This window comes from Terrisphaera buseokensis (assembly GCF_047521145.2).
Lineage (GTDB): Bacteria > Verrucomicrobiota > Verrucomicrobiia > Opitutales > Opitutaceae > ER46.
The window spans coordinates 1,050,069-1,068,293 of record NZ_CM134186.1; the positions used below are offsets into that span (position 1 = coordinate 1,050,069).

The window sequence follows — 18,225 nt, forward strand, 5'->3', positions numbered from 1 at the left end:
TGTTCTCATCCGCGTCAATGGGCGTGATTCGCGGGTAGCTGAATCACTAATAGGTGAGATCATACGTCATCGAAAGTCCCAACCGATCGCCCTGGCCGCTCGAGCCGTAGGTGTACCGGCGATCGAAGACGTTGCTCAGATTCACCTGCACTTTGTGCGCGGCCTTTTCCCGGCGCCAGCGATAGCCCGCGCCGGCGTCGACGAGACGGTACGCGGCGTTGCGGATCGATTCACGGCCGTCGTCGACGCGCACCTGGCCGACGGTGACAAGCGCACCCCGGGCGAGGTTCGGGAACGGCAGGAGGCCGTTCGGCATCGGGTTGTTCACGATCGGATTGGTGACGGACGCGGTGAGATTTCTCCCGGTCGAGGGATTGGGCAGCGACGGACTGTTGTAACGAAAACCCAGCGTGGCGTAGGCGCCCTTGAGTCGGCCGTGCTTGAAATCGTACTTGGCGCCAACACCCACGGTGTTGTGGGGCGTGCGCCGCGTGGGTGATCCGACGAGATGGCGCGCGCCCTCGAAGCTTTCCACCCGCGCCTTGGTGTGGCCGTATCCACCGAAGAATTGCAGCGCGTCGGTCGCGATCAGGTTGAAATCAAACTCTGCGCCGCGCGACGCCTGCTCGCCGTTGGTGAGCGTGACCGTCCGACCGGTCGCGGGATCGTTCACCGTGGTGGCGACGTTGTTCAGCGTGATGTCAAAGTAACCGAGCGTGAAGGTCAGGCGGTTTTGGATCACCTCGCCCTTGAAGCCGGCCTCCCAGCCCCGGCCGTTTTCGTTGGGTAGGTTGAAACGCGCGCCGTTGATATCGAGGCCGGAGCCGAACTGCGGCACGAACGACTTGCTGGTGTTGGCGTAGACCGTGAGCTGCGGCACCACCCGGAAGTTCAGTCCGAGCTGGTGCGTCCACGCGGCGGAGTCGATTTTCGTCGTGGTCGCGGAGACGCGATCGCGCGTCGTGCTGGTGGCGGAGTCGTGCCGCAGCCCGGCGAGCACGAGCAGCCGGCCGTCGAGCAGACTGGCGCGTTCGCTGAGAAACACGCCGCGAATGTCGATCGTGTCGTCCTCGTTTTGAACCGTGGTGAAGAGCGCCGGATTGTCCTTGTAGGCCGCGAACCGATAGTCGGGCGTGTCGATGCTCAGGCCGGCGGCGACGCTGGCGGGGAACGCCTGGTTGACGGCGGCGTCGTACTGCTTCGGCTGCTGCGTCTGGCGCTGGGCGTCGAGGGTGAGCAGCAATTTGTGTTTCACTCCGGCGGTGGCGAAGGAGGCGACGAGATCGTTCTGCCAGGTGGCCCCGCCCTCTGGGAACGGCCGGTAGCGCGCCGTGCCGCGCTGGATCGTCCGCGTCACGGGATTGAACTGGTCGCGACCGCCGGCTTCCTGTCGCACGAGGCCGCGTTCAAACCAATTGGCGCTGCTGCGGAACGAGAACACATCGGTGAAACGGTGTTCGAGCGTGCCCGTGACATTGCGCACGTAGCGGTTCGCGTACGTGTGCGGCCCTTGCGAATTGAAATCGATGATCTCGGTCGCGATGCCGACGTAACGATTGTACGTGCGGGGCGTGCCGATCGCGGGCTGGACGCGGTAGGGATCGAGCACGCCGGGCTGGATCCGGAAGGGGACCGTGCTGTTCGACGTGATGCCGCGCTCGCGGCGCTCCAGCCACTCGAACTCGACGTTGACGCTCGTGCGCTGCGACGGCCGGAAAAGCAGCTGGCCCGAGACGGTGGCCTGGTTCTTCTCCTTGTAGTGTTGATCGAACGTCCGCTGATCGGCGGCGGCGTCGATTCGGTAGAACAGCGAGCGGCTCCCGCCGAGCGGGCCCGTGGACGAGAGCTGCGCGCGATACAGATCGTGATTACCGACGGTGAACGTCACGCGCTGCTGCCGTTTCGTCTGCGGCTTGCGGGTGACGAAGTTCACGATGCCGCCCGGGAAGACCGCGCCGTAGAGGGAGGCGGCAGGCCCCTTGATGACCTCGGCGCGCTCGATGTTGACCTTGTCGATCAGGCCGATGCGGCGAAACCCGTTGCGCAGCTGCACGTCCGCATCGAAACCGCGGATACTGTAGCCGCTCGAGAGCGTTTCGTAGCCGGTGACGTTGCTCGTGTACGCCATCTGGTCGCGGAAATCCAGAGCCTGGAAGTCGTCGAGCAGCTCGCCGGTGACCACGTTCACGTTGAAGGGCAGATCGCGGATCGTGCTGACGACCCGCGTGCCGGTCGTCGCCTCGGCGGCGGCGTATTCACTCAGTGGTTGCGCCGTGACGTTGAACTCCTTCAGCGCCACCGGTTCCTCGCCGGCCGCGGGTGCGGCTGCCGGGCGGGGTGCGGTTTGGGCGATGACCAGCGTGGTTGTGGCCAGAAACGCGGCGCAGCGCCGGACGTGAGCGAGCGTGACCGCGGTCGCCGGCCCGCGCGGGTGAGGGCGGAGGGTGCGTGGGGGCTTCATGACGGATGGGGAGTCCGGCGGGAAGTGAGGATGAGCGCGCCGCCGATCAGCAGCACCACGCCGCCGCAGCCGAGGAAGGCGAGGCGGCCGACCAGGGTGTTGGGAATGAAGGCGAGCAGGCAGACAAATGCGCCGTACGCGACGGAGAGCCAGCCGACGGTCGCGGACTGGCGGTTGTCGTTGGCGGCACCGGCGCCTTCCTCGCGGTCGAAGTCGACCGGCGTGTTCATCTGGACAAAGAACGCGTCCACCTGCGCGCGATACGTGGCCGAGCAGCGGTTCCAGAACAGCTTCGTCCCCACGAACCACACGGAGGCGAGCGCGACGTTGGCGAAGAATTGAAAGCCCTGGATCCAGTATTCGCGCGAAGCCGGCGTCAGCGGCTGCGTGTGGCCGAAGAACGACGCGCCCCACTCCGGCGTGAAAAAGCTGCTGACGAAAAAGGAACCGAAGAAGCCCACCAGCACCGTGCTCCACGCCGACCACGGCGGGGTGTTGCGAATCAACAGGCCGAGCAGCAACGGGACCGTGATCGGGACGGCGACGAGGATGCTCACCCGCTGCATCAGGAGGAAGAGGCCCAGATCCTTGAACTCGGCCATCCGGATCGAGATGTAGATCACGACGATGCCGAGCACGACGGTGGCGATCTGGCCGAGGCGCAGCATCTGGGCGTCGGTGGCGTTGGGCCGGAGCAGCGGCTGGTAGAAATTCTTGATGAAGATGCCGGCGTTCTTGTTCAGGCCTGAATCCATGCCGGACATCGTCGCGGCAAAGATCCCGCTGACGAGGAGACCGAGCATGCCGACCGGCATCACCACCTGGGAAATCGCGATGAACGACGCTTCGGACACGCTCTTGCCGAGTCCGGGAAACATCGCGCCGAGATCCAGGCCGAGCGCCTTGGCGGCCATCGGCGGCAGGAACCAGATCACGATGCCGATGATGAACAGCACCGCGCCCAGATAGCCGGCCCAGCGGGCGTGCCGGCCGTCCTTTACCGCGAGATAGCGGCCGGCTTCGAACAGGTTGTTGGTGCTCGTGATTTGCTTGAGCAGCATCGCCACGCACCAGAGGCCGAGGAAGTCGGTGGTGAAGATTTGGCCGAGATTCATATACGACGGCGGCAAGCCCGCGACGAAGCCGTCCCAGCCGCCCAGTCGCAGGATTGCCAATACGGTGACGGCCAGGCAGACGGGCATCAGAATCAGCACCTGGATGAAGTCGCCGGCCAGCACTGCCCAGCTGCCGCCCACGAGCGCCATCACGAGCACGACCACGCCCGTGACCACAATTGTCCAGGTGAGATCGAGGCCGAAGACCGCCGCGAAGAACACGCCGAGGGCGTTGAGATGAATCGCGGCCTGCAGCGTGCTGAGCGGGATCTGCAGCCACATCATGACCTGTTCGCTGACGCGACCGAAACGTTCGCGGATGGCTTCGACCGATGTGATGACGCGCAGCTGCCGGAAACGCGGCGCGAAGTAGACGGCGTTGAGCACGAAGCCCACGGCGTTGGCCACGTAGATGGCCATGATCGGCCAGCCGTCGGTGTACGCCTTGCTCGCCGCGCCGGTGAACGTCCACGCGCTGAACGCCGCCATGAACGCCGAGCCGCCCACCATCCACCAGACCGCCTTGCCGCCGCCCCGGAAGTAGTCGCTGACATTCGTCACGAACTTCCGAAACACCCAGCTGATCGCCAGCATGTAGACGAAATAGAAAACCAGGACGGCGTAGTCGTAGACGGTCATTGCTGGGGCGGGGCGAGTGGCGCCGTCAGTCCGGTTTAATAATTATGATCAGACAAGAGGATTCAGGTGTAGAAGGCCGGTGGAGCAGGAAGTCCGGAATCCGGGATTCGGTCCCTCGAAAGCTCCGACATGAATCGAGTCGGGGCTCTTTCATGGCTTCCTGGTTTCCTGCTCCGGCTGAATTCACCCTTTCGCCGGACCGGTGGTGTCGCCGATGAACAGCTGGGCGGGGAGCATCAGATCGGTGAAGCCATCGCTGTGCGCGGCGGGGCTTTCGAGCACCAGGCGGGCGGCGGCTTCGCCGAGTTTTTCGGGATTGGATCCGGCGGCGGTGATGCGGGGCGTGCTGTCGGTCGCGACGGGCGAGACGTCGGCGCTGGCTACACTCACATCGCCGGGCACCAGCCAGCCTTCGCGGCCCAGTTCGCGGACGGCGCCGGCGGCCATGAGGGTGTTGTAGGTGACGAAGGCGGTGGGGAAGTCCTTGCGGCGGGCCAGCGGCAGCAGCGAGCGCACGGCGTCGGCCCCGTCGATGCGATCGCCCTCTTTGAGTTTCACCGTGTAGCGACGATCCAGGGACGCGCCCACGCGTTCGAGCGCGGCGGCGAACGCCTGGAGCCGGGCCTCGTGGCGGCCGAGACCGACATTGCCGCCGAGCCAGCCGAAGCGCCGGTGGCCCTGAGCGTGGAGATATTCGACGAGCGACTCGAGCGCCTGCGGTTCGTTGCCGAGCACGGAGTGGCAGAGGCCGGGGTAACGAGCCGAGACTGCGACGATGCGCAGGCCGAAACGGCGCAGCTGGTCGAGGAAGCCGCGGGTGACTTCACCGACGAGGACGATGCCCTGGAAGCCGTGGCCCGGGGCGAAGATGCGGCGAAGTTTCTCCGGGTCGAGCTGGTCTTCGGCGCCGAGAAACACGGTCGTGTACTCGCGGGCCTCGATGCCGGTGTGCAACCCGTGCTGCACGTGGCCGAAGTACATTGTCGGCGTGTTCAACCGCAGCGGCGCGCGCAGGATGATGCCCACCTGCCGGGCCTGGGCCGCGGGCGAGGAGGCGAGGCGCATGCCCTTCGGATGATAGCCGCGTTTCACCGCGTGCGCCCAGATGCGATCGTAGGTCTCGGCATTGATGCCCTGCCGGCGGCCGTTCAACACCAGCGAGACCAGTGCCTGCGAGATGCCGAGATCGCGCGCCAGTTGGGTCTGCGAAACTTTCTTGGGGGGCCGGGGCACCGGAAAAGAATGGCGACGGGTGGCACGGGGGGGCAAGGGGGTTCGGTGGAGATTTCGGATTTCGGATTGCGAATCTCGGATTCGCCGGAAACCGGAAACCGGAAACCGGAAACCGGAAACCGGAAACCGGAAACCGGAAACCGGAAACCGGAAACCGGAAACCGGAAACCGGAAACCGGAAACCGGAAACCGGAAACCGGAAACCGGAAACCGGAAACCGGAAACCGGAAACCGGAAACCGGAAACCGGAAACCGGAAACCGGAAACCGGAAACCGGAAACCGGAAACCGGAAACCGAGTCGCGACGTTCCGAAAAATCCGCATTCCGCAATCTAAAACCCGCAATTTCCGCCACGTATCCGGTTTCCGGACTCCGGTTTCCGGTTTTCAGTACAGCCAATACCGCTTCGTCTCGTTTTGATAAATCTTCGCCTGTTCGCGCCAGCGGCGGAGCCAGGCGTCGACGTCGATGCGCGCGCCCTCGGTGCGGAGCGCGCTGCCCCACGCCGCCGAGCCGACGTGGATGTTGAACGATCGCTGCTGGGCGTCGGTGAGCTTCGCAAACGGGTTCTGCGCCTCGTACCGGCACGCCAGCCGCATCAGGTGGAAGCTGAGCTCGGTCGGATTCCAATCCGTCCAGTCGCTGACCTCGACAAACACGCCGGTGGTCGGCTGGCCCTTGCGGTCCGTGACGGCGACCTTGGAAAAACGCAGTCCCGGCAGGCGCAGCGCCATGAGATCCTTCTGCAGTTGGTCGGCGTTTTTTCCCGGATACGCGATCCCGCGATACGGATACGAGGGGCCGAGGCCGTGGGAGAACCGGTTGCCCTCGCATCCCAGTCCGACCATCGCGTAGCCGATCACGGCGGCGAAATCCGGCACCAGTTGCGACGTCGGCACGAACGTGAGGCCGGTCTCCGACCAGCGCATGTCCCGGCGCCAGCCGCGCATCTGCACCACGGTCAGCCGGCCCTTGGCGCGGACTTCCTCGGGGACATCGAGCACGCGCGGCGCGGTCGCGGCCATGCGCGCGAGTTCGCCGATCGTGAGGCCGTGTACGTACGGCACGCGGAACGCGCCGACGCCGCTCATGAGATTGGCGTCGAGCAACGGGCCGTCGACCTTGAGTCCGCCGAGGGGATTGGGCCGGTCGAGCACGATGACCTCGACGCCGTGGGTGAAGCACGCGTCCATCGCGTAGCGCATCGCGACGTTGAACGTGTACGAGCGCACGCCGATGTCCTGCAGATCGATGACGAGCGCATCCAGCGTCTTCAGCTGTTCCTTCGTCGGCTTCCGATTCTTGCCGTGGAGCGAATACACCGGCAGTCCAGTGCGCCGATCGATCGTATCCGGAATGTTGGTGCTGGCTTTCTCGTCGCCATAAAGGCCGTGCTCGGGCGCGAACAGCGCGACGAGTTTGGTGTTGGTGGCGCGGCGCAGGACGTCGACCGTGCTCACGCCCTGACGGTTCACGCCCGCGGGATGCGTCAGCAGGCCGATCCGTTTCCCGCTGACGACACTGAAGCCATCGGCCTCGAGCACGTCGATGCCGAGCATCACGGGAAACACGGGCGCGGGCTTCACCACTGGTGCCGCGACGGGCGACTCAGGCGGTGCCGCGACTGCAACCGTGGGCGTTTTCTGCGGCGGACTCGCACTGCATCCGAATAATCCGCCCAGCAGCGCGAGCGCGGACAGCAGGGGAGACAGCAGGGAAATGCGCAGGGCGCCGGGCATCGCGCGAGACATGCCGGCCGCCGGCGAACCGGTCGAGCTGTTTCGCGAGCGTGGCGCGTTCAAAACGCCGCGTGCACGGACCGGGCGAGGTAGAGTGCGGCGTCGCGCAACGCTTGATCGAGCGGTACGCCCTCTGGCGTGATCGAATGGACGGCGAGATTGGCCGGCGGTCGCGTGGCCGTGGCGCGGCCGGCGAAGACGTGGACCTTCTTGCCGAGCGCGAGCGCCCGCGCTGCGACCGCGCCCGGGCCTTTGCCGTCGAGCGAACTGTCGTCGAACCGGCCTTCACCCGTGATCACGAGGTCCGCCGCAGCGAGTCGGGCTTCGAGATCGAGCCAGGCTGACACCAGGTCGAACCCCGGGATCAGCTGCGCGTCGGCGGCCGTCATCAGTCCGAATGAAATTCCGCCGGCCGCGCCGGCGCCGGGAACCACCATCAACGAATCGGGTTGTCCACAATGCGCACACAGCATCTGCGCCAGGCGTCCGCTTTCGCCATCGAGCCGCGGCAGGTCGGCGGGGCGCAGGCCTTTTTGCGGACCGTACGTGGCGGCGGCGCCGCGCGGGCCGAGCAACGGATTGCTGACGTCGCAGGCGATGCGGATCGGTGGCAGGGCGGGCGCGATGCGACCTTCGATGCGATTGATCTCGTTCCAGCGCGCCGGCACGGGCGGGAAAACGGGGCCGACGCCGGACGCGTGGAAACTGATCCCGAGCGCCGCGAGCGCGCCGAGGCCGAGGTCGTGGGTCGCGCTGCCACCGACGCCCAGCAGAATCGCACTGACTCCCTGACGGGCCGCGTGGCGAATCAGTTCACCGGTGCCGACGGTGGTGGTCGCCCAGGGATCGCGTTCCGCATCGGCGAGCAGGGCGAGACCGGAGGCGGAAGCCATGTCGATCACGGCGACGGTGGGCGAGGATCCGTCGGTAAACGCGAGCGGCGGCAGAAACGCGTGCGCGGCGCGGGGAATGCGAGCGAGGGCAACGACGCCGATGGCGGAGGCGGCGGGGCGGAGGCGCGGGCCGGTGACGCTGGTGGGAACAATCTGACCGCCGACGGCCGCGGTGAGGATTTCGCTGAAGCCTTCGCCGCCGTCGGAGAGCGGGCAGGCGTCGATCGTCCAGTCACCGTGACGTTCGCCGAGCGCGGTGGCCGCGGTGGTGCACGCTTCGCGGGCAGTCAGGGAGTCCTTGAACTTGTCGAAGGCGAGCAGGACGCGCATGGCGGTGACGGTGGGTGTGGGATGGCGGCGGGAAAAGGCGAAAAGGGGGGGCTCCGAACTCCCTTGGTTGCGACTGCGTGGCAGCGACACTGCTCATCGCTGTCTGACGCGAATTGCCAGTGCGGGAACTACTCGGCCGCGATGAAGGCAAAGCGCGGCACGCTGACGCCGTCCACGATCACGGTTTCAGTGAACATTCCTGCAGGCCGAACCCAGATGCCGTTTTCACCGTACAAGGCTTGGTAGACCACCAGCGGTTCGAGCGTCTCGGAGTGTCGCGCGAGGTGAAGCACCCGGTACTCGCGGCCCTTGTAGTGACGGTAGCGGCCGGGACGCGGCTCGAGGGGAAGTGGGTTCATGGGGGAGGGAGAGGGGGAGAGTTGAGAGTTGAGAGCTGAGAGTTGAGGGTTGAGAGCCGAGGACAGAATCGCCTTTCGGGCCAGCGGCAGGTGGCAGGGTAGGGCGGCTTGTCCCCAAGCCGCCGCGCTGATCGTGACGAATTGCGTGAGGCGGCCCGCTGGTGAAAACGCGCCCTACCGCCGAAGAATCATCTACCACCACGCCACTACGGTCAGAGTTCCTGAAAGCATCCCGGTTTTCTCTCAACTCTCACCCCTCAACTCTCAGCGGCCGCGCGCTGCGCGCGGCCCGCGGCCTTCACTCCACGCGCAGTATGCCCTTCATCAATACGGAGTGGCCGGGGAAGGTGCAGACGAAGTCGTAGTCGCCGGGCGCCGACGGGACGTTGATGAAGATCGTGTCGCTGGTGCCGGGTTGAACGAGCGACGTGTGGTAAAGCACGTCGTCGCTGTCCGGCACATAACTCTTCGCGGCGCCATCGAGACCGAGCGCCATGGCGGCGGCGCCGACGGTCTGGCCGCGGCCCGGCGCGCAGAGGACGAAGTTGTGCAGCATGTCGTCGGCATTGCGAAACACCAGGCGCAGTCGCGAGCCCGCCTTCGCGGTGAGGAGCGTCGTGTCGAATTGGAGTCCGGGCTGCGTGCCGAGCAGGATGGTCTTGTCGCCCTCGTCGCCCGCCCAATCGGACGGCACCTTGATCGGATGCTTCTTGGTGTTGGCGACCGCGGCGGGGGCCGCGGTTGGCGCACAGAGCTCCACTTCCTTCGGGTCGGGCGGGATGATCCGCGCGCCGTCGGGAATGCGATTCATCGTGTAGTAGGCGGTCGGATGCAGGATCGCTTCGTTGCCGTCGGCGGCGCGCAGGCCCGCGGCCTTGATCTCGTGAATGTAGCCTTCGCGCAGACACGAGAGCGCGAGGCGCGCGCTCAGGCCGTCGGCGGCAACGACCACCTTGCGCACGGGACAGGCCAACCGATTGACGGGCGCGCTGCCGTAGGCCTTGTGGTAGAGATAGGTGAATCCGGCGACCGAATACGTCTCGGGTTTTTCCGCGACGGCGCGGTCGACGGGCTTGGTGAACGTGAGCGTGAAGCCGTCGGGCTGCGCCTGCACCGTCTTGATCTCCAGGGGAGTGCGTCCGGTCCAGGCCAGGCGTTCGAGGCCGAACTGCTTTGCGCCGACCGAACCCCAGCCGCGCGCCGACTCGCCGGCGAACATCACGCCGTCCTCGCCGTGCGAGATGCGGATGATGCCGCACTCGAACCCTTCGCGAAACGGAATCGCCACGCCCTGCCACACCCCTTTGACCTGCTCGAGCGCCACGCGCACGACCTTGCTCTGACCTTGATCGGCGACGAAGAGCTGATTCGCAAACGGGCCGAATTTTCCGCCGGTGAGATCCTCGAGCATGCCGGCATTCGAAATGCCCAGCACGGTGTGCGGCAGCCAGACTGCCGGCGGTTTGAGGCCGGGGACGCGTTTCGCGACGTCAGCCATCGGCTCCTCGAAATCCTTGATGTCGTCCGGCCGCAACTTGACCGTCGAGCCCGGCTGGCGGCTCCACGCGAGCCCCGCGGGATGGCCGGTGAAATCGCCGGGCGTCACGTGGGTGATGCGACCGGAGCCGATCCACTCGCCCTGATTTTCCGAGAAGAACCACTCGCCCTTCGACGTCACCATCACGCCGCAGGGCGAACGCAGTCCGGCGGCCACCGGGATGATTTGTCCGTCGGGCGTGACCTCCAACATCCAGCCGCGCCACGGTGCGGGCGCCTGCGTGGCGCCACCGAAGGCGACGTTGAGCGTGACGCGCAGATTGCCGTTGGGCGCGAGAACGGGACCGAAGGCGTACTCGTGATAGCTGCCGGAAATCGGCAGCTTGGCGACCGTTTCAAAGCGATCGGCGCGGCCGTCGCCGTCGGTGTCTTCGAGACGCGTGATTTCCTGCCGCTGCGCGACGTAGTAGCCGCCTTTCGGCGCGGCGATGATGCCGAGCGGTTCGTGGAGGCCGGACGCGAAGAGCGTGAATTTCGGTTTCGGGTCCGCGTCGTAGGCGCCGTCGATCCACCAGATTTCGCCGCGGCGGGTGGTGACGAGCAGGCGTTTGCCCGGAACGGCCACGATGCCACTGGTCTCAAGCACGATGTCGTCGGGCACCCGCAGCGGCGTGCGTTTCCAAAACGTGTCCTCGCGTTCGACGAGTGCGTCCGAGGGCTTCGCGAAGCGCTCGGCGGAGGAGGGATTGTTGACCCGCACCGGGGCCTCGGCAGCGGAGGCGGCGGCGGTGAGGACGAGGGCGGAAAGAAGCAGGCGGCTCATGGGGGCGGCGGTTACCAAACGATGGAGTAGCTGATCGGTTTCTCGAGCGATCCGCCGGTGAGCGGAACCGCGAGCTGCTGGCGGCCATTGACGCTCCGTACAATCGGGCGTTGCGCGGCGTCCTTGGGCCAGTCGAGGAACCACTCGCGGGCGCCGATAATCCAGCCGCTGCCATCGGGCTGGGGCGTGATGGTTTCAGCCTCGGCAAGCAGCACCCACGTCGACCACGACGGCAGACTGCCCTTGAGCTGGAGCGTGCGTTTCAAGCTGCGGCCGTCGATCGGTGCGATGCGATCGCGCACGGCAATATCCGCGAGCCGGCTGAGAAACACCGGCGTGCCGTCCGCTTCGAGCTCGTAGCCCTGCGATGACCACAGCGCGTCCGGTTGATCCGGCCAGTCGCCGTTGGCGGCGTATTCGATCAACGCGATCGTCGGCTTGCCGTGAAACGTGATCGCCGGGCCCGCGGGCTTCGCGGTCTGATCGTTGCCGCGGCCGTCCCACATCTGGAACGTATCCACAAAGGAGCCACGCCAGGCGCGCAGCACCGTGCCTGTCTCGAAGTCGTACGCGAAGTGCACGCCGGCCGGGGTGCCGACCGACGCCGCGTAGAGTCGCTTGCGCGGCTCGAACGGCACGAAGCCGCGCTGCAGCAGCGTGCGGTCCTTCGGTTCGACGAGCAGCTGGCGTCCCGCGGCCGCCGCTCCGCGCGGTCCGCGACCGCCCATCGGGGCGTCGCGCACGGTGAGCGCGTGCGGGGCGATGCCCGGACCTTCAGCGGTAAGTTCCAGCGACGGCCGGTTGTTGGCCTGGTGCAGCAGATCGAGGCGGAAGTCGTGTTTCCCGGCGGTGAGCGTGACCACGCCCGGTTGGGCGCCGCGATCGACCGGAATGGCCACGGGACGTCCATCGATCAGCAGTCGCGCGGGACTGCCGGTCTCAAGGGCGAAGCGATAGGCGCCGGCGCGCGGCGCGACGATCGAGCCGGTGAACACGAGCGCGAATCGGCCGGTCTTTTCGACGGCGTTGATCGAGAAGCGCGCCGGGACGCCTTCGCTCGCGGGCTTCTGCGCGTCGTAGGTGCCGAGTCCCTTGAGGTCGCCCGTGTAGAGTTTGTAACGCAGATTTTCGGTGGCCACGGTCACGCCGGCATCGAAGCGTTTGACGCGCAGGTCGCGGAGCGCGACGGCCCCGTGGTCGCCCTGGATCATGATCGGGCCGAGCGGCTTTTCGTCCTCGTACGCGGCGCTGCGGGTGGGGCCCTTGACCTCGACGTTCTCGTGAATCGTGAAGCCGTTCAGCACCACGCGGACAAAGCGGGCGTTCTTCGTCTTCTTGCCGGCGGCGTCGAAGCGCGGTGCCTCGAATTCGATGCGCACATGCTGCCAGAGTCCCGGCGCCCGACTGGCGTTCACGCGCGGGGCGTGGCCTTCGTAGCCTTCCTTGCCCTTGCCGCGTGCGGCGTCCCAGCGCTCGTAGATCCCGCCGTTGTCGCCAGGCGTGACGTCGCGTTTGCCCCAGCTGTCGAACAGCTGCACCTCGTAACGACCCTGCAGATACACGCCGGAGTTCGAGCCGGGCGTGAGCAGGAAATCGAGTTCGAGCTCAAGGTCGCCGTGTTCCCAGGCGGTGAAGAGATGGCCGCGGGTCGGCGGTTCCTTGCCGGGATTGCAGACGAGCACGCCCGTGCCGTCGGTCGTCGCCAGCACCTTGTCGCGCCGCGGATCGCCGGCGACATCGGCGGCGAGTTTCCAGTTGGCCGTCACCGGCCGGAACGCGGCGAGGGTGTCGAGCTTCACCGGATCGAGGGGCAACGCGGTCTGAGCGTGGACCAGCAGGGCGGGGACGGACGCGAGCAGGGCGTACCAGAGTCGGGGAGACAGGGGCATGGGAGCGGGGAGGTTCGAGGGAGCCCGGGCCGACGGCAAACGGAATATGGCGGACGCTGACGGCTTGAGCGCGCGGCTCGATTCCGCAGCTGAACGCGTTGCCGGCTCGTCGGCTTGCACTTTGACGGCGGGCGTTCGATGTCATCACGCGTGTCCGCCTCGACTCCTCCTCCGACCCGCGCCGATCGCGCAGCGTACATCGATCGCCGGCTGGCGGAGCTGTATCCGAACCCCGGCATTCCGCTCGATCATACCAACGCGTTCACGCTGCTCGTGGCGGTGTTGCTGTCGGCGCAGTGCACGGACAAACGCGTCAACCTGACCACACCGCGCCTCTTCGCGCTCGCGAACACGCCGGAGAAAATGGCGAAATTGTCCGTGGCGGAAATCGACGCCATCGTGCGTCCGTGCGGACTGGCGCCGCGCAAGGCCGAGGCGATCGCCGGTCTCTCGCGGATTCTGATCGAGCAACATGGCGGGCAGGTGCCGCGCACCTTCGAGGCCTTGGAAGAATTGCCGGGCGTCGGGCACAAGACCGCCAGCGTGGTGATGGCGCAGGCGTTCGGGTTTCCGGCGTTTCCGGTCGACACGCACATTCATCGGCTGGCCCAGCGTTGGAAGCTCACCAGCGGTCGGAGCGTCGAGCAGACGGAAACGGATCTGAAAAAACTCTTTCCGCGCGAACACTGGAATCCGCTGCATCTGCGGATCATCTACTATGGACGCGAGCATTGCTCCGCGCATGGCTGCGACGGGACGAAATGCGAGATCTGCCGGACGCTGTTTCCCGAGCGGAAGCGTCCCGTGGCGACACGCAAGTGAACGGAGTGGATTGGTACCCGTGAGCGCAGGCGTCCCGTCTGCATCGATCGCGATCGACCCTGCAAGCGGGACGCCTGCGCTCCCGGTCAAGGAATCCGAACGCGCGCTCCCGGGAAACATCCGCCGACCTCCATCCAGTTTGCTCCCACCGCGGCATGGGGCGCGGTCGCAGAACGGGTAACGCGGACGTAAAGCGAATTTTTCGAGCTTTTACCGTTGAGTTGAACGCCGCGATGCGGCGTTTCTAAGACGTTCCCACCTCGCCCGGATCGGACGCCGCGGGTTGCCTTGCAGGCTGCGCCTTCCACGCCGGTTTCCGTTTTTCGACCGCATTCCCACTCGTCGCCGAGCCGACGCATCATTCCTGGAGGACCTCGCCGTGGCCAAGAAATCCCGTCGCAGCTCGGGCGCAAAAGCAGCGCCCCGCGCCCAGAAGAAAAAGCAGGTCAGCCCAAGTCGGGCGACGCGCCTCACGGCCACCACCACGGTGACGCGCCCAATTGCAGTCACGACCGCGACGGCTCCGACGATTGCCGTCGTCCCGAAGGTCGGCACCGCGACCACCCCGGTGAAGCCGGGCGTCAGCGTGACGCCCGATGTCGGCGTGTCGACCGGGCCGGTGCTGGTCACCCCGGTGAATCCCGGCGTGTTCGCGGTGAAATTCACGCGGCGCGTGATTCGTCCGCGGGATCTGCTCGTCCTCGATTTCACGTTTTTCAATCTGCGGGTGCAGTCCATGCCGGATGGCTCGCGCCAGTTGGTGCGCACGGTGGCGAACAAACCGTCGTACATCGTGGTGGGTTTTCCGCCGCAGCATCTGCTCGAGCAGGCGTTTTTCGAAGATGCGCCGGAAGCACCGTTGCAGGGGCCGCCGCCCGGCGCGCCGCCGCAGGCGACGGATCCGGACAAGGCGAGTCCACCCGGGCCCGAGGAGCCGACGGCCGGCTCGATTCCGGTGCAGTCGCGCCTCGCTGATTCCAGCCGGCTGGTGTTTCGGCTGGCGGCGAACTTCTCCGCGCTGCCGTACACGCTCGAGGCCGTGCTCGACTGCTGTCGCAACTCCGAGCTGAGCGTCGCGGCGTCGGCCACGCCCCCGGAACCCAAGTTCACGCTGCGTCCGGGCTGGGAAACGACGATTGCCACGAGTGTGTTCACGTCGCCGTCGATCTCGTCCGTTGCGGTCGGCAAGGTGTCCCCGCGGGTGGCGGTGGCCCCGAAGAAAGTCGCCGCGGGCGCCGCGAAGCTGAGCCGCGCGGCCGTGCGGGCGGCGGCGACACAGGCGGTGGCGGCGACGGTGTTGGCCGAGACGCGCAATCGGTGGTACTCGAAGCGTTCGCCCCTCGCGCGCGACCTCGCCTCGCAGGCGGAGATCGCGCAGGTCGATGATCTGTGGACCAAGCTGGCGATTCTGCCGAAGCTCGCGTTGCCCGAGGAAACCGAGACGGCGATCGAGGCGCCGACGCGCGTGATTCTTTCGCCCAATGTCTATGGCGCGTGGGTGCACGCTTTGAACCCGGTGGAGTCGTCACAGTCGTCGCGCGTCGAGCTCTGGCACACGCGGCTGGCGGTGCGCGGCGCGGGCGGGGTGACTGAGGCGGATGATTTTCGCCGCGCGGTGCGGGCAATCTGGTCGCCCGACGCCAACATCGACGATCCCTTTACGATCCCGTCGCATCCGGTGCCGCCGAGTCCGTTCCGGGCGTCGCTCGATCGCTTCGACCGGCACAACCTCGTCCATCTCTCGGCAAATCATCAGCTGTTCATTCCGAACACGCAGCCGAAGCGGCGGCACAAGCCGCTGCCGATCGACGTCGACCGCCTCATGCTCAGCTCGCTCGGCGCGTGGCTGAACATCCGTGGTGCGTGGGATCCGCCGGCGCCGCTGAGCGTCGAGGAGTGGCGGCACCGGGCGACGCTCGGCCGCGATCATTACGTGCGCGTGGTGTACGCGGGCGCGCTGTATCCGTTCGGGCATCGCGCGTCGCTGGTGAAGGTGACCGAGCGCAAGTTCCACCCGGGCGTGGCGGGCAATCCCGCATTCCTGCGGCAACGGATGTTCATCGTCGTGCGTGAGCCGTATCGCGTCATCGGCAACACCGGCTTCAAGGTGAGCGGCGACTCGCTCGACCTGAAGCTGCCGTTGAAGTCGGCGCGGCTGACGACGCTCGTCACGCCGAACCTCGAGCTGCCCGAACTTGGAAAATGCGCCGTAGTCGCAACCGTGAGCGGCAACAATCCGGAGGCGCAGTCGATTTTCTGGCCGCACGTCGGCGGCCCGGCGTTCCGGTTTCATCTGCAGTTCGAGGATGAGTCGGGCGCGAAGATCGACACGACTGCGCCGCTGTTCTTCGTGGGCGACGAGAAGTTGACGCCCGGCAATGAATTGATCCCGCAACCGCTGGCCGAGCTGCTGGCCGCGCGTTACTCGACGCACGCGCCGTTCGAGACGTTCCGCCGCGTGGATCTGGCGGGACAGCGCGTGCAGTTTGCGCCGACGAACAAGCCGGGTGACACAAGCTTCGAGGTGCGGACGATGGAGTTCGAGCTGCACGCCGTGAACGGCAAGCTCGTGCCGGCGATGCAGAATGCCGCGGTGACGGTGCCGTCGCTGAAGCATCTCACGAAGAATCAGTCCGCGCCCGAGGTGAAGTTTCCCGCGGTGTTCCTCAAGGGCGGGTTCGCGCCGAGCGGCGCGAACAAGAATCCCGGCGAGGTCTTTCTCGAGCTGATTACGTCGGGTTCCAGCAAGGTCGATTTCAGTTCGCACGGCGATCGATCCGGCGCATTGCTCGCGCCGAACATCTCGATCTCGGGCCTGTCGCGTTCGCTCGGGCCGGTCGGCGGGACGATCGACAAGATCGCCAAGGACGGACTCGATCCGGCCGACTTCTTCAACAACCTGGGCGACATGCTGCCGAAGCTTTTCGGCTGCATCAAAATCACGGACATCCTGAGCTTCGTCGGTCTCGGCGATCTGTCGAAATTGCCGCGATTCGTCAGTGAGAGTCTCTCGGCCGCGGAAGGGCTGATCGACGATGCGAACCGGATGCTCGGTCACGTCTCCACGTTGCAAGGACAGCTGGCCGGTCTTGGGGCGCAGCTGACGGCGGTCAGCAACGCGGCCGGTGACGTCATCACGACGCTCGGCGCGTTGCTCACGGATCCGTTGAATGGCGCGAAGCGCGATGCGTTCAAGGCGGCGTTCAACGCGCTGGTGGCGGCGGCGAAGTCCCTGCAGGCGCCGCTCGCGACCGTGGCCGCGCCCGAACCGGTGGCGTTTGCCAAAACGCAGCTGCTGCAATTGCTGACCAAGCTGAGTGGCGGGCTTGAGCAGGCCGCGGACGTGATCGCGATGGCGGATCAGATCGCCGACACGCTCGAGGCGTTGAGCGAGATGCGGATCAAGTTCGAGTGGAAGCCCGACCTGAAGAGCTGGCCGTCGAGCAATCCGATCTTCGAAGTGCTGCCGGGCGGCGGGCTGGTGATCGCCGTCGAGATGTCGGCTGCCGGTGCGGGCAGCGAGCCGTCGTTCGACGTCGCGTGCCGCCTGCAGAGATTCGATCTGAACCTGATCGCGCCGGAGACGTTCCTGAAGCTGCACTTCAAGAAGATCGAATTCACGGCGAGCAGCCGGAAGAAGCCGGACGTCAACGTCGACTTCGGCGGCATCGAGTTCGTCGGCGTGCTCAGCTTCGTCGAGTCGCTGCGCTCGCTCATTCCGCTCGATGGCTTCAGCGATCCGCCTTATCTCGAAGTCACGGAGCAGGGGATTGAGGCCGGGTTCTCCATCGGGCTGCCGAACATCGCGATCGGCGTGTTCAGCCTGTGCAACCTCAGCCTCGGCGCCTCGTTCACGGTACCGTTCCTCGGGCAGCAGCCGCTGAGCGTGCGTTTCAACTTCTGCGAACGCAGCGATCCGTTCCGACTCACGGTGTGGATTTTCGGCGGCGGCGGCTTCTTCGCCGTCACCGTCACGCCGGCCGGCGTGCAGATCCTCGAGGCGGCGTTTGAATTTGGCGCGGCGGCGTCGATCGATTTCGGCGTGGCCAGCGGCAGCATCAGCGTGATGGCCGGCATCTATTACCGGATGGAGGCCACCGACGCTTCGCTGACGGGCTACTTCAACCTGAAGGGCCGCGTCAGCGTGCTCGGGTTGATCACGGCCTCGCTCGAGCTGGCGCTGGAACTCCGCTACGAATTCGCCTCCGGCAAGTGCGTGGGCCGCGCCTCGCTGATCATCGAGATCGAAATCCTCTTCTTCAGCGCGAGCGTCGAAATTGTCTGCGAGAAGAAGCTCGCCGGGGCGAACGGCGATCCGTCGTTCCTGCAGATCATGGCACCCTACGATGATCCTTCGACCGGCGCGCACGTCGAGCCGTGGCAGGAGTACTGTGAAGCCTATGCGGCGTAAGCCGCGCCGCACC

General features: G+C 66.2%; 10 protein-coding genes. 2 read left to right on the forward strand and 8 right to left on the reverse strand.

Annotated elements, in window-relative coordinates; all coding sequences use genetic code 11:
* Positions 1-46: 46 nt before the first annotated feature.
* The 8 genes from ACLJEU_RS03800 to ACLJEU_RS03835 all read right to left on the reverse strand — a co-directional run bounded on the left by ACLJEU_RS03800 (position 47) and on the right by ACLJEU_RS03835 (position 12,979).
* Positions 47-2,461, reverse strand: a complete 2,415-nt coding sequence (locus ACLJEU_RS03800) for a TonB-dependent siderophore receptor (RefSeq protein ID WP_414660899.1) — start codon at positions 2,459-2,461, stop codon at positions 47-49.
* Positions 2,458-4,215, reverse strand: a complete 1,758-nt coding sequence (locus tag ACLJEU_RS03805) for a sodium:solute symporter family transporter (protein ID WP_414660898.1) — start codon at positions 4,213-4,215, stop codon at positions 2,458-2,460. The genes ACLJEU_RS03800 and ACLJEU_RS03805 overlap by 4 nt, the downstream gene beginning before the upstream one ends.
* A 183-nt stretch (positions 4,216-4,398) precedes the next feature.
* On the reverse strand, positions 4,399-5,448 hold the full coding sequence (locus tag ACLJEU_RS03810) for a LacI family DNA-binding transcriptional regulator (RefSeq protein WP_414660897.1): 1,050 nt from the start codon (positions 5,446-5,448) through the stop codon (positions 4,399-4,401).
* Positions 5,449-5,835: 387 nt separating this feature from the next.
* Entirely contained in the window at positions 5,836-7,188 is a 1,353-nt protein-coding gene (locus ACLJEU_RS03815) for a DUF1343 domain-containing protein (protein WP_457795339.1), read from the reverse strand.
* Positions 7,189-7,247: 59 nt separating this feature from the next.
* The gene (locus ACLJEU_RS03820) at positions 7,248-8,411 is read right to left on the reverse strand and encodes a glycerate kinase (protein ID WP_414660895.1); all 1,164 of its coding nucleotides are present in this window, start codon (positions 8,409-8,411) and stop codon (positions 7,248-7,250) included.
* Positions 8,412-8,539: 128 nt separating this feature from the next.
* Positions 8,540-8,770, reverse strand: a complete 231-nt coding sequence (locus ACLJEU_RS03825; protein ID WP_414660894.1) for a DUF1653 domain-containing protein — start codon at positions 8,768-8,770, stop codon at positions 8,540-8,542.
* A gap of 298 nt (positions 8,771-9,068) precedes the next feature.
* Positions 9,069-11,090, reverse strand: coding sequence for a plastocyanin/azurin family copper-binding protein (locus ACLJEU_RS03830; RefSeq protein WP_414660893.1), 2,022 nt, complete (start codon positions 11,088-11,090; stop codon positions 9,069-9,071).
* 11 nt (positions 11,091-11,101) lie between these two features.
* Positions 11,102-12,979, reverse strand: coding sequence for a family 16 glycoside hydrolase (locus tag ACLJEU_RS03835; RefSeq protein ID WP_414660892.1), 1,878 nt, complete (start codon positions 12,977-12,979; stop codon positions 11,102-11,104).
* Positions 12,980-13,129: 150 nt separating this feature from the next.
* Here ACLJEU_RS03835 and nth point away from each other — a divergent pair, with 150 nt between their 5' ends.
* Together nth and ACLJEU_RS03845 are read left to right on the forward strand one after the other, a co-directional pair.
* Entirely contained in the window at positions 13,130-13,801 is a 672-nt protein-coding gene (nth, locus tag ACLJEU_RS03840; protein WP_414660891.1) for an endonuclease III, read from the forward strand.
* Between the two features lie 379 nt (positions 13,802-14,180).
* Entirely contained in the window at positions 14,181-18,212 is a 4,032-nt protein-coding gene (locus tag ACLJEU_RS03845) for a hypothetical protein (protein WP_414660890.1), read from the forward strand.
* The last annotated feature ends 13 nt before the right edge of the window (positions 18,213-18,225 follow it).

Bases quoted from the DNA above. Each gene is read 5' to 3' on its own strand.
- ACLJEU_RS03800 (WP_414660899.1), bottom strand. From the start codon at position 2,461: ATGAAGCCCCCACGCACCCTCCGCCCTCACCCGCGCGGGCCGGCGACC.
- ACLJEU_RS03805 (WP_414660898.1), bottom strand. From the start codon at position 4,215: ATGACCGTCTACGACTACGCCGTCCTGGTTTTCTATTTCGTCTACATG.
- ACLJEU_RS03815 (WP_457795339.1), bottom strand. From the start codon at position 7,188: ATGCCCGGCGCCCTGCGCATTTCCCTGCTGTCTCCCCTGCTGTCCGCG.
- ACLJEU_RS03820 (WP_414660895.1), bottom strand. From the start codon at position 8,411: ATGCGCGTCCTGCTCGCCTTCGACAAGTTCAAGGACTCCCTGACTGCC.
- ACLJEU_RS03825 (WP_414660894.1), bottom strand. From the start codon at position 8,770: ATGAACCCACTTCCCCTCGAGCCGCGTCCCGGCCGCTACCGTCACTAC.
- ACLJEU_RS03830 (WP_414660893.1), bottom strand. From the start codon at position 11,090: ATGAGCCGCCTGCTTCTTTCCGCCCTCGTCCTCACCGCCGCCGCCTCC.
- ACLJEU_RS03835 (WP_414660892.1), bottom strand. From the start codon at position 12,979: ATGCCCCTGTCTCCCCGACTCTGGTACGCCCTGCTCGCGTCCGTCCCC.